The 13238-nt window shown below is 35.6% G+C and carries 10 protein-coding genes; 2 read left to right on the forward strand and 8 right to left on the reverse strand.

Going from position 1 to position 13238, the window contains the following annotated elements; translation table 11 throughout:
• Window positions 1-163 precede the first annotated feature (163 nt).
• Together P176_RS0111995 and P176_RS19410 are read left to right on the forward strand one after the other, a co-directional pair.
• Window positions 164-3751, forward strand: a complete 3588-nt coding sequence (locus P176_RS0111995; protein WP_051605474.1) for a ShlB/FhaC/HecB family hemolysin secretion/activation protein — start codon at window positions 164-166, stop codon at window positions 3749-3751.
• 263 nt (window positions 3752-4014) lie between these two features.
• The gene (locus P176_RS19410) at window positions 4015-5907 is read left to right on the forward strand and encodes a radical SAM protein (protein ID WP_037349290.1); all 1893 of its coding nucleotides are present in this window, start codon (window positions 4015-4017) and stop codon (window positions 5905-5907) included.
• Between the two features lie 73 nt (window positions 5908-5980).
• On the opposite strand, the gene P176_RS0112005 is transcribed toward P176_RS19410, so the two are convergent.
• From P176_RS0112005 to P176_RS0112045, 8 genes are all read right to left on the reverse strand, one after another.
• Window positions 5981-6946, reverse strand: coding sequence for a tRNA-dihydrouridine synthase (locus tag P176_RS0112005; protein WP_026754935.1), 966 nt, complete (start codon window positions 6944-6946; stop codon window positions 5981-5983).
• A 203-nt stretch (window positions 6947-7149) separates the two neighbouring features.
• Entirely contained in the window at window positions 7150-7398 is a 249-nt protein-coding gene (locus P176_RS0112010; protein WP_026754936.1) for a hypothetical protein, read from the reverse strand.
• A 212-nt stretch (window positions 7399-7610) separates the two neighbouring features.
• A complete protein-coding gene (locus P176_RS19415; RefSeq protein ID WP_231481241.1) occupies window positions 7611-8153 on the reverse strand; it encodes an isoprenylcysteine carboxylmethyltransferase family protein in 543 nt (180 codons plus the stop codon).
• A gap of 35 nt (window positions 8154-8188) precedes the next feature.
• Window positions 8189-8347, reverse strand: a complete 159-nt coding sequence (locus P176_RS20710) for a hypothetical protein (protein WP_231481243.1) — start codon at window positions 8345-8347, stop codon at window positions 8189-8191.
• 45 nt (window positions 8348-8392) lie between these two features.
• On the reverse strand, window positions 8393-8914 hold the full coding sequence (locus tag P176_RS0112020; RefSeq protein WP_026754937.1) for a nuclear transport factor 2 family protein: 522 nt from the start codon (window positions 8912-8914) through the stop codon (window positions 8393-8395).
• A gap of 159 nt (window positions 8915-9073) precedes the next feature.
• A complete protein-coding gene (locus tag P176_RS0112025) occupies window positions 9074-11086 on the reverse strand; it encodes a helix-turn-helix domain-containing protein (RefSeq protein WP_026754938.1) in 2013 nt (670 codons plus the stop codon).
• A 573-nt stretch (window positions 11087-11659) separates the two neighbouring features.
• A complete protein-coding gene (locus tag P176_RS0112035) occupies window positions 11660-12160 on the reverse strand; it encodes a helix-turn-helix domain-containing protein (RefSeq protein WP_231481244.1) in 501 nt (166 codons plus the stop codon).
• Between the two features lie 358 nt (window positions 12161-12518).
• Window positions 12519-13166 carry a hypothetical protein gene (locus P176_RS0112045; protein ID WP_051605475.1) on the reverse strand — a complete coding sequence of 216 codons (648 nt, stop codon included), beginning with the start codon at window positions 13164-13166 and terminating at the stop codon, window positions 12519-12521.
• Window positions 13167-13238: the final 72 nt, after the last annotated feature.

Here is a 13238-nt window from a genome sequence, read left to right on the forward strand (position 1 = left end):
TTTACTTTCAGTTAAGGCTACTATAATTCCCTAAATCGCTTTAGCGTACACTTATTTAGCAATAAGACACATATTTGCCTTTAAAATGAGGTTTCTTAAGGGTTAAAACGGTGGAACTTACCGTAAGAAATATTAATTTTGAATTTTTAAAAAACAATCCTAAATGGTGTATTATACTTCTGCACAAATTTTCCCTTTTGTCAAAAAAATAAGCTTGTTTATATGTTTTGCTTTGGCAATGATTACTGGAGCTTTCGCTCAAGATAAAGAGGTGGAGCAAACCTTTTATTTTACAGGAAACACTGAGCTTGAAACCGGTAATCCCACTCAAGCAGTCTTAAAGGCGATAACTGAAATGTCCCAAAAAGACGACAAGGCTACGTTTGTAGCACTTGGAAATATTACTAAAAACGGCTATGCTCCGAAGAAAAAGGATCGTAAAGAAACCGAAGAATTACTGCAAGCGAGTTTGATGCAGCCGTTGAGCAAATTCAATGGAAATGTGATATTTATTCCAGGTAAAAATGAATGGAATAAAAACGGCCACGAGAATATTGACGATATGGAGTCTTTTATTCAAGATAATAGCGAAGTCAAGTTTTGGCCCAATGATGGTTGCCCTAGAGAGATAGAAGATCTAGACATGGATAACGTAGAGTTGCTCATGATTGATTCGCAGTGGTTCTTAGAGGACTGGGATGACCATTTATATCTTAATAATAAATGTGACATTAAATCCCGAGATGACTTTATTGCAAAGTTTAAAGATGATCTCAAAGACGAGCAAAACAAGACCGTAATCGTTGCCATTCATCATTCTATTCTTACCTATTCGCGTCAAGATTTCTTTGAAAATATTGGAGGGCTTAGCGTCGAGGATTATTATAGCACACAACGTCAAAAATTGGCAGGCACATTAGAAACGTTAGCAGGCCTGTTTCCTGATGTTATTTTTGTTTCGGCTAGTGACAAAAACCTACAATACATAGCCGATGATGGTGTACGTCAAATTATTAGTGGCGCTTCGTCTTCAAAATTAGATAATGTTAGAAAAGCTAAAGACGGTCAGTTTACGTCAAAAACCAATGGTTTTGCGAGACTTACAGTTTATAAAGATCGCAGTTCTAAAGTAGAATTTTTTGCAACGGGAGATGACCTTCCGAAGAAATTATTCGAAAAGGAAATTAAACGTCAGCAAACCACTCCAGACGAAGTCTCTTATCCTGATATAAGTACGTTTGGAGATACTTACAGAGCTTCTATTTATACAGAAGAGGAAACAAAAAAGAGCGGATTACACCGTTTTTTATGGGGTAAGCATTACCGTGATGTTTACAGTAAAGAGATTGAAGCTCCAGTTTTAAATCTGGCAGAACTTCCTGGAAATGTTCACGCGATTTCTGAAGGTGGTGGTAATCAATCCCGTTCGTTAAGATTGATAGATGATAATGAGAATGAGTATACTGCTCGCGAACTCCGCAAAAGTGCTACACGATTTATTCAGTCTAAAATAAAAGATCATTATGTTCAAGATTTTATGCAAAATACCGTTGCAGAAGATATTGTTCAAGATTTTTATACGACGGCCCAGCCTTACGCGCCCTTTGCACTTAATCCTATTTTTGATAGTCTTGATATTTACAATGCAGAACCAAAGATCTATTATCTGCCTAAGCAAAAACAATTAGGCATTTATAACGAAGATTACGGTGATAAGCTTTACATGCTTGAGGCGCATGCGGGAGATGAGAATAAGTCTTTTGCCCGCTTCGGAAACCCAGATGATATCATAAGCACCAAAGATCTATTAGCAGAAATTAGAGCGTCGAAAAAAAATCAAGTTGATGAGCCTAATTTCTTAAAAGTACGATTGATGGATTTTGTGGTTGGTGATTATGACCGTCACTACGATCAATGGCGTTGGTCTGCTTACGAAAAAGAAGATGGTACAACCTTATATAAAACAATCCGTCGTGATCGTGATCAAGCATTTCCAAGATATGATGGGGTGATATTAAGCATATTGAAAATGGGCTTGATTGACTTTAGATCTATGGAGCGTTATGATGATGATGTGGATAATGTAAAATGGATGAGTCGTTATGCCTACCCACTAGATCAAGCATTCCTTAAGGAGATTACTTGGGAAGATTGGCAAAAGCAAGTGCAGTTTATTCAGCAAAACTTAACCGATGATACCATTGAAAAGGCGTTTGAAACACTTCCAGAAGCTGCTCAAGATGCGAGTATAACTGATATCAAAAAAGCGTTGAAGGCCAGAAGAGATAATTTGGAGTCTATTGCCAGACGTTATTATGAGTATTTGATGAGTCATCAAATTATTTTAGGGACCAAAGAGAAAGATGATTTCTTAATTACGCGCAAGCCTAATGGCGAGACCACTGTAAAACTAACTACAGAAGACGATCAAATTTTTGAAAGAACTTACAGTAAAGAAGTGACTAAAGAAATCTGGATTTACGGACTAGATGATGAAGATACTTTTAAGGTTGTTGGAGAAGGTGACAATTACATCCCGATGAAGATTTTAGGAGGCGAGAACAATGACGTTTATGATTTTGAAAATACTCGTCGTGTAAAGGTATACGATTATAAGAGTAAGAAAAATACGTTTACCAATTCGGGCACACATAAATGGTTGACCGATAGCTATGAGATCAATACCTATAATGATGCCTCCAGAAAACTGTCAGCATTTACAGCGTTACCTTCCGTAGGTTTTGATCCTGATGCTGGTTTTAAAGCGGGTTTAAGTGGTACTTACACAACCTATGGTCTTGCTAACAATCCGTTTTCTTCTAAGCAAACCCTTGTGGCTAATTATTATGCTGCAACAAGTGGTTTTGAGTTGAAGTATTCCGGAGAGTTTGCACACATATTTTATAATTGGAACTTTGGTTTAGATGCGAGATACACCAGTCCTAATTATGCAATTAACTTTTTTGGTGTTGGGAACGAAACCTTTTATGATGATGATGCCGTGAGCCGTGATTTTAACCGTGTGAGAATCCGTCAGTGGAGTGTGGCGCCATCCTTAAAATATAGAAAGGATAGAGTGATGTTGAGTTTTGGGCCCATGTTAGAATCTTTGGATGTAGAATTAGATACCAATGGCGTTACTGGTGATATAGAATCTTCAAATGATGTCTTCGAAAAACAAATGTATGCAGGAGCTGAAGCCGCTTTTCAGTATAAAAATAAGAGTGGTGAGATTGCCTTTATCCGTAGAGGTTTTCAATTTGACTTGGTAGCAGGTTATAAGACTAATATTGATGAATATAATAATGAATTCACCTATTTAAAACCTACGCTTTCCATTGACTATCCGTTGCATCCTAGTGGAATGGCTGTATTGGCTACAAAAATAGGAGCGCAAATGAATTTTGGTGATAACTATGAGTTCTATCATGGCGCTACTTTAGGTGGTAATCAAAGTCTACGCGGTTTTAGAAATGAACGATTTAACGGACAGACTGCATTTTATCAAAGCACAGATTTGCGTGTAGGTGTGACCCAATTTAGAACTAATTTTATCCCATTGCGCTTAGGGGTTTCTGCTGGTTTTGATTATGGTCGTGTTTGGTTAGATAACGATAACTCACAGCAATGGCATAACAGTTACGGCGGTTCTATTTTCATCAACGGATTTAAAGCCCTTACTGCAAACGTTGGCTATTATATGAGTGATGAAAGTAATCGTGTTGTATTTACACTAGGGTTTGCTTTTTAAGCGAAGTCGGAACATTTCATATTAAAAGCATCCTGCTCCATTTTTGGTGAGCAGGATGTTTTGTTTAAGTACATTTCAATAGAAGATGAATTATTATTGGCTATATTATATAGATGCTCTTGCGGAAATCTTGTTCAATTTCAGGAAGTGACCTGATATAGGTGTTAATGATAACGAGTAGCTTCGGAAATAGATATTATTAAGGGCCTTAGATAAAATACCTGTAATTCAATTCATTTCATTTTAGAGAATTCTATCTTTGCATGATGCGACCTAAGATTCTTTTTATTACTCCGCCGTTTACCCAGCTAAACACAGCGTATCCGGCAACAGCTTACCTCAAAGGTTTTTTAGAGGAGCATGATATCTCTGTGTCTCATTGTGACTTAAGTATTGAGTTGTTTACGTCAATTTTTACTAGCGATTTTTTGCGAGCAGTTTTTCAAGAGGCTGAGGAGTTGGGGAATACGCATTACCCTGAAGTTAGTAAACTCAAAGAACGTTATATGTCGAGCGTTGATCTGGTAATCAAGTTTCTTCAAAAGCAGGATCTTGAAACTGCCAACACCATATTAGCTTCTGGTTTTTTACCAAAAGGGCATCGCTTATCTAAGGTGAATAACCAAATTAATTGGGCAGCTGGAGCGCAAGGTGTGCTAGACAAAGCAAAGCATTACGGGACACTTTTTATTGAGGAAATAGGAGATTTTATACAAGCCAACATCGACGAGTTTTTTGCCTTTACCAAATATGCTGAACAAATTGCGACTTCGGCCAGTAGTTTTGATCAAATTGATGAATTTTTAAGCTATCAACCAACACTAATTGAAGAACAGATGTTGGATATTTTGGTAGCCCAAATTGAAAAGCACGAACCAAAATTGGTCTGCTTTACAATTCCATTTCCAGGAAATTTGTTTTCTGCTTTACGATGCTCACAGTTTATCAAACAACTCTTTCCTGAGATCCATGTGGCTTTTGGCGGCGGCTATTGCAATACTGAGTTGCGATCTCTTAAAGATCCTAGAATATTTGAATTTGTTGACTTTATCTCCTTAGATGATGGCGAAGGGCCACTTTTAAAAATGATAGGATATCTAGAGGGATCCATAGATGGTAATGAACTAGAAAGAACGTTTGTTCTGGAAAATAATGAGGTGGTTTATAAAAACAAAATCCCTAATACCATATACCATCACAAAAATTTACCCGCTCCCGATTATTCTGGATTGCCCTTTGATAAATACGTTTCTTTTCTAGATGTCGTAAATCCCATGCATAGAATGTGGACTGATTTTAGATGGAATAAATTGACTATTTCTCACGGCTGTTATTGGAAACAATGTTCTTTTTGCGATGTAAGTCTAGATTATATTGGCAATTATCAAAACACCACAGCAAGCGCTTTGGTGGATAAGATTGAAAAAATAATCAAGGATACAGGGATTACTGGGTTTCATTTTGTGGATGAAGCCGCTCCCCCTAAAATGTTACGGGCTTTATCCAATGAATTGATAAAGAGAGCGGTAAAAATCACTTGGTGGACAAACATTCGATTTGAGAAAACATTTGACTTTGAATTGTGCGAATTGATGGCAAAATCGGGTTGCATTGCGGTGACTGGTGGGCTGGAAGTGGCTTCAGATCGACTATTGCTCAAGATGAAAAAGGGGGTTGATATTGCTCAGGTCACACGAGTGACCCATAATTTTTCTGAACACCAAATCATGGTACATGCCTATCTCATGTACGGATTTCCTACACAGACCGAACAAGAGACTATTGATTCTTTAGAGATTGTGCGACAATTGTTTGAAAGCAATTGTATCCAATCTGCATTTTGGCACCTCTTTACAACTACAATTCACAGCCCCATAGGACAGAACCCCAAAGACTTTGGTATAGAGGTCACAGGGCCTGCTTTTGAAGGCTTTGCTCAAAATGATTTATACCATAAAGATCCACAGGGAGCCGATCATTCTAAGTACACTAAGGGATTAAATTTGGCCTTGCATAATTATCTAAATGATGCAGGTTTTGAAAAGGGTTTACAGTATTGGTTTGATTTTTCCGTATGCAACGTTAGTCACCCTAAAGATTTGATTAAAAGTTTTCTTTCTGAAACATTAGCTAAAAAAATGATTTCAAAGGTATAATGTGTTGTTCATGTTCTCTGATTTAAGGCTTGCGCAGGTCCTTCAGAACGAACACATTTATATACATTAGGACTTAGACAGCGCTAGCAAGCTTTTGTTCTGTGCTTAAAATTTGTTGTACTGCCTGCTTATATTTTATGGGATTAGAAGCTTTTTTTATGGCTTTAAACGTTTTTTGCGGATTAGAAGTGGACTGCGAAAAGAATTCCCAAAACCCTAACATTTTCATTTTAATAGGGGTTGGCCCAGATAAATACGCATCGTATTGTTGGTAAATGGTGTCATGAAATTCTGAAAAAATAGCCCAGCGGTCTTTAGGATATTCCGAAGTATTATTTTTGATCATGCTTGGTAAAAATGGGTCGGCAATAAGGCCACGACCAATCATAAAGTGATCGATACTGGGAAAGCGCTTTTGTATCTCTTTAAAAGCAGAAACACTTGTGATATCGCCGTTATAATAAAGCTTATGCTTAGTGCTACCAATGCATTTTTCAAATGCCTCTAAATCTACAGGGCCTTTGTAAAGTTGCTTGCCTATTCTGGCGTGAATGGCAATATTTTTAAGTGGATACTTATCTAGAACAGGAAACGCATCCAAAATTTCTTCGGCATGCTCATAGCCCATTCTCATTTTCATAGATACTACAATATCCGTTTCGTTATGTGCTTTATGAAGTACGTCGTTGATACGGTTAGGGTTGCAGATAAGACCAGAGCCCATGCCAGACTTAGTTACCATGGGGTAAGGGCAACCTAAATTCCAGTTTAATTCTTTATAGCCTAAACTTTGTACATATTTAATAACAAATAGAAACTCGTCAGGGTCATTGGTCATTACCTGCGGAATTACCTCTAGAGTGGTATTGTTTTCTGGCAATAGATCATTTTGATAAGATTGCTTAATTTTTAGTTTTCCGTTAAGGCGAATATAGGGCGCATAGAAGGTATCAATACCACCAAAATAATGCTGAAAGGCATTCCGAAACCTGAAATCTGTGAAGCCTTGTAAAGGTGATGAAAGTAGAGTAGGAGTCATCCAAATATTTAATTGCGTAAAGATAGGGTAATTGGATGCTAGTTTTTAAGACGATATTATGGAAAAGGAAAAGAATGCAAATTTAACTTAGATACGATTTTAATAAAGCAAATAAAATTTATGATAACACTGATGCTGTATCAGATATGGGGCAGAATTGCGCCATATGATAATGGTTTTTAGCTAGCCTTTTTAAAAGGATATTATTTTAAATATAATGCTCTAAAATAGGTGATGTGTTTTCCTGGAATTATCATTTTCCAAATATCTCTATGGTCTATTATGTTTTTTTCTGCCAATCTTTTTCCATCGACGTACGTACGGAAAACGAAAAGATAAAGACAAAACAGTGCAAGAAAAGATGTTGCCTCAATAATCTCAAAAGCAGAGAGCCATACGATTGCTACTAGAGGCGTTGTAATTGTCAAATAGTATACGTAGATGTTTTTCATCTTATGTCTTAATTTTTATTTGCAAGGTGCGTTTAAAGGTAGCACAATTTAAGCAGTTGTGAAAAGCTTCGGGTTTTGTTAGAAAACATTAAAAAGCTAAAGTCTTATAAAAATAGAAAAAGATAACATTCATTAGTTATACCAGCGGCGTTATTAGACATAAGGAAACGTCTGGTAAAATAACTTGTCGATTTCAATAGGGATAACCATATCTATCCTTTTTTAAATTTGGTAAATGGAAAAATCATAGGGACTCTTTTTTGATAATTTTCGTAATCTTTTCCCAGAAGTTTTCTCAAATCTTTTTCTTCTAGATATTTCACGGCGATTAGCATGTAAGAAGTGGTAACTACGGCAAATAAAAGTCGGCCATAGGTCATGACGGGTGCAGCCCAAAATGCGATAATAAAGCCTAGCATTAAAGGATGTCGTACCAATTTATAAAACCAATTGACCTGAAACTCTGGGTGTGTAAAGGACTGGTCTTTAAAGTTTTGATAAATTTGCGTTAGACCAAAAAGTTCAAAATGATTAATCATAAAAGTGGATAGAAAAACAATTAACCAACCCGAAAAGAACACCGCCAATAGAACATGGGAAGCTAAATTTTCTGTCTCCCACACTATTGTGGTCATGGGTTGCCATTTCCAATATATGAATAATAATATAACACTTGCTAGAAGTATATAAGTACTGCGTTCAACAGCAGGATTTATAAATTGAGTCAACCACTTTTTAAATGCAGGTCTTGCCATGACACTATGCTGAATGGCAAAAAGACTTAACAGACCTAATTTATTAATAGGGCATTAAAAAGGTCTATTTCTTCTCCAGAGTCTATTGATTTTGGTACAAAAAGGTTGCCTACAAAACCTATGGCATATAAAAAGGCAACGAGAAAAACTAGGTAAGCAATGAGTCCGTAAATAATGACAAGTATTTTTTTCATGATGTTTGTTTTTTGATTTAAGAATTCAAGTTTTGCGAACTGTATTTAGATGTCTTGACTTTTCAATGGCGAATGATGTTCGTGAACTATTTTCCATCCATCAGCCGTCTTTACAAATAGCAGTGTGATTTGGTCATTAACGATGATAAGATCGTCTCCGAATTTAAGATGAAAATCAGAGTGAAAGGTCACATTGGCAACATCTCCATACACTGCAATTTTCATGTCCTTTGAGTCGAATTTAACCACCTCGGTTACAGTGCTAAAAACCTTCCGTTCGTAGGCTTCATTTGCTTCACCATCATTACGTAGTTCGCCATTTTTAAATTCGGTAAACTTCGGGCTATAGGCATGTAAAGCAATGAGCTTATCCATATCGCCTTCTTTAAGAATTTGAGCAATGGTATTGTAAGTTGCCATTACCTCCTGTTCTGCTTCAGGGAATTCATCATTGATCAGATCAATCTTCACTTCTTCAATTTCCTCTTTTTTTTCATCTTCTTGTTTACATCCAACCATGAGCATTCCTAAAGTCATAAGTAATGCAAAATTCAATTTTATATTCATAATATCAGATTTAGTTGATTTATAACTAACTGATACAAATATGGAAAGAACTGATATCTGTGACATAACAGACATGTTGAAAGTGTATTAAAGTTTTGTTCAGCCTTTTAAATTATGGTGCAAAATCTTTAACTTATGTTGAAATAGGTAGTGGAAGGATTACTCTTCAGAAGTTGTTTTAATTGGTAATCCGATATCGGAAAAACCCACATTGTCATAAAGTATTTTGTAGCGAATGTCCGTTCTCAAAGGTGCTAATAAAGGCTCTTCTCGTAACCAGGTCATTTCAACCTCATGCCTATCGTAAGACTTTTGAAGCCAATCAAACGCTTTGTCATAATCCTTTGTGTGGCTGTAGTAAAGCGCCAAAAACCAAGCAGGACTACCTGAAGAACCATTGGTGTAAGCATTTTGTAATTCGACCAAATAGATAGTGGCATCATTGGATGCACCCTCCATCTGAGCATAAATAGCCTTAAACCACATGAATATTGGTGGATAATCGGAAAATTTATTTAAAATATTTTCAAGTTGAATTTTCGATTTTTTATGAGCTCCCAGATAAAAATACAACTTTGTGGATTCTCTCAAATAGAAATAGTTATCGCTATATAAAGGATCAGCATCATTCAACACATTTATGGCCTCTTGCTTTTTGCCTAAAAACAGCAAGGATTCTGCCTTAAAGAATGGAAAAAATACGTTTGACGGGTCAGTCAAGATTAAATGTTCACTGGCCTTTAAAGCGTTCTCGGATCTTCCTGTTTTGATGGCATAATCAAGAGAAATAACTGGTGACTTGTCGTAAAAGGAATTCGTTAAAATTGTTTGATAGTAGGTTTCCACGCGCTTAAAGTTCCAGCCATAAAAAAATTCTCCGGTATACAACTCTTCTTCAGCTTGTCTGTTTTCAGGCTCTATTTTCAGTACTTTTTCTAGAAGTATCTTGCCATTGTTCCATGCCTCTTGTTCATCATAAAATGCCCATACGCCGCCGCCCAAGTTATAGATATTGGCCATATCCAAATAGGGCTCTACAAAATTAGAATCTAAAGCAATCGCTTTTTTATAAAGATTGATGGCATTGGCATAGGATAGCTCGTTGGCTTTATTTCTTTGAAAATCGCCTTGAAGATAATACGAATAGGCCTGCTTGCTTTTGGTAGGGGTTTTTTTGATACTGGCCAACTCATCCTTTGCGATAAAGGCATTCATTTTATCTGCAATGTCCTCTACCACCTCCGTCTGCATGTCAAAAATCTCTTTGCTTTTCCATTCTCGAATGTAGTTTTCGGACCATAGATGCTCATTGGTGCGACTATCCAACATTTGTAAATTGATACTAATTTGATTGCCCGAAATCTGGAAATTGCCTTGTAAAAGCGTTGCTACTCCTAGCTCGCTCCCAATTTCACCAATGGTCTTATTAGTCTCTTTGAATTTTAGGGTAGACGTAAATGGGATGACCTTATCAATAGCGCCTATTTTTGTCAAGCGAGAGATGATGGCATCGGTCATGCCGTCGCTAATGTATTCCAAATCCGAATTTCCTGACCAGTTTTTAAAGGGTAGTACGGCAATAGACTTCTCGTTAACTGTACTGTCAATAGCCAAAGGACCTTCATTTTTATGGAAATATGCTTGATAGAAAAATACTGACGATGCACTAATTATTAATAATAGACCGATCCATAAAACTTTTGTTTTCGTTCTGCTATTGTGGGATGTTGGACTTTTTAGATTGATGGGTAGGACGTTTTGAGTTTTGTCAATAGCTAAATTGCTCTCCTCATCCATTTCAGGATTGACTTTTGATTTCACTTCGCCAGGAGTAAAGCCATAAAATTTATGGAAGCAGGTGTTAAAATAAGTGGCACTATTAAATCCGACACGATATGCCACTTCGGAGGCCGTAATTTCCTCTTGGTTTAGAATCTCCAAGGCCCTTTTCAAACGATATTCCCTGATAAACTGGCTTGTTGAGCAACCTATAGTCTTTTGCAGTTTTCGATGCAAGTTGGATCGACTCATCCCAACGGATTTGGCAAGACTGTCTACACTAAACTGCTCATTATTGAGATTGATCTCAACTTCTTGGATGAGCTTATCGATCAAGGAGTTTCTCGATGGTTCTTCATTGAAATGATTGTGTGAATTTTTGTCAAAATTCATTTAACCTACTGATTTCGTGAGATGATAGCACAAGTTAAACAAAATAAGGGAACAATGAATTGTGCGATTAAGCAGTATTTGAAAATGAATACGACTAAACGGATTGTCAAGACCAATCTATACGATTTTGTCTTAAAATTAGAGTGATAAAGACTTTTATGCTGTTTAAAAGGTTACTCGATTTTTGATATAAAAATTGGTTTATGCCTAACAGGAAGGTTAGCAATAGACATTCGGAAAAAGGTAAATTATGTGTTCAAGTACTTTTTTTAGATTTTATCAATGAGATACTCATCTGTGACTGCTTAGATTTTTTCAACTGATAAAAAGAAAGGAGGTCCTACATGAGATATCTTGTCCGAAGTAAATCCAATTCATCCTAGATTTTAAGCTTTTATTTAAAGCTGTATTTTTTTTTGTTAATTGTAAGATATACTACTCGTATTCGATATGATTAACAAAGCAATTTTACTTGGTCGGTTTTAAATCACCTCTTTGGTAAATATAAAATTCATCCAGATTTTCCGAGCGCCGATAGACCAAGGAATTTATCAGGTAACATGTTGCCCCTAGTTATTTTATCAGTTTAATTAAATTGGGATATAAATTTTCCAATTTTCCTTTATTTGTTCGAATAGCAAAAGTTATAGGTAGTATTATATTTAATGCGTAAAGACCAATAAATATGTAAAAAAGTATCGGGTAATATCCATAATGCATAATTTTAAATAATGCGAATGCAGTAATAGATATAAATGTCAAAACAGACCATATAATTTGAAAATTCAAAAGATTCGCTCCAATCTCTTTTAATCCAACTATGTTATCTTTTTTATTCATCCATAAAATCAGAGGAAGAATTATGTTACCAACTGGGATAGCCAAAAATGTAATTACTGAAAGATGAAAAATGATTAGATAACTTTTGTTCGCTTGTTTTCCATAATCTAAAATATCTTCTGCGTTGATTTCAAGAACTACACAGATTAAATTCAAGGTTTTTCCACGAGGTTCACTTTCGTTGTTTTCAATCCGTTGAATTGTTCTTAAATTTACTTTTGCAGATTCAGCCAACTCCTCTTGAGACAGTCCTTTTTTATTTCTTATTTTTCTGATTTTTTTTTCCGATTTCGTTCATATTTAATTTTGGTTTATTGTTTTTACAAAACTACTTATGAATCTATTATTTTGATAACGGTTTGTTTGCGACATTTTTTTTCTTCCATTATAACAAATCTATTAATTTAGATTTGTTGCGTTAAGTTATTGAATAGAGCATTTTTTTTCAAATTGTGGCTAACGGTCTCGGCTATGAGTAGTTGCGTGGGTTTGCTCTTAACTTTGCAAGTACACACCAAACTGAAAATCCGCGAGGATTTTCAGAAGTAGGCGAGAACCAGCAATTACTTATAGCCATTGTTGTAAAACGTATTTATTTATTCATAATTTGAGTTGCTTCCCAAACATATTCTTTTCCAAATTCTCCAAAGTAACTTATGTAATCACCATCTTTAGAAATAACTACAAAACTGCTACAAGGATAATGATATTCAAAAAATAGTCTTTCAATGGTTTTTTCAGGGTCTTTTTTCCAACTTAAAATTCCATTGTATTTTTCAAGTCCATCGTTATCTTTAAATATGTATAAAGGCTTTACTTTAGCGACTTGATTTAATCCATGTTCTAATCGTCCGTACCAACTTTTAATCCATTCGGTGTTAGTTGTTCCACTACTATTGCAACGATCTTTACCTGGATAGTAGATTATTACAATAGGTTTGTCAGAATCTAATTCACGGTTTGTGGCTTTTTCAAGTAATAATTCAAGACTTTTTCTATCATTTATTTTTCCTCGTTTTTCTCTTAAAGTCAATTTTTTATGATTGATTGAATCTCCGGGAATATCCAACAATTTATTCGTAGAGCGAATTCGGTTGAATTTAGATTTACTTATTTCTACATTATTTTCACTGAAATATTTTGTCTTGTTTCCAGTTTTAGTAGCTGAACAAGAGTAAATTAAAATTCCGATTATAAATGTTAGTAGGACTTTTGTCTTGTCCTGAAATAGGTTGACCATTTTTGGGTTAAAAAATTCATTATAAATGTCTAAAATTTACACGGAACATTGACAACTTTTTTCAAATAATTC

It is taken from the genome of Sediminibacter sp. Hel_I_10 (assembly GCF_000688335.1).
In the GTDB taxonomy this organism is placed as follows: domain Bacteria; phylum Bacteroidota; class Bacteroidia; order Flavobacteriales; family Flavobacteriaceae; genus Psychroserpens.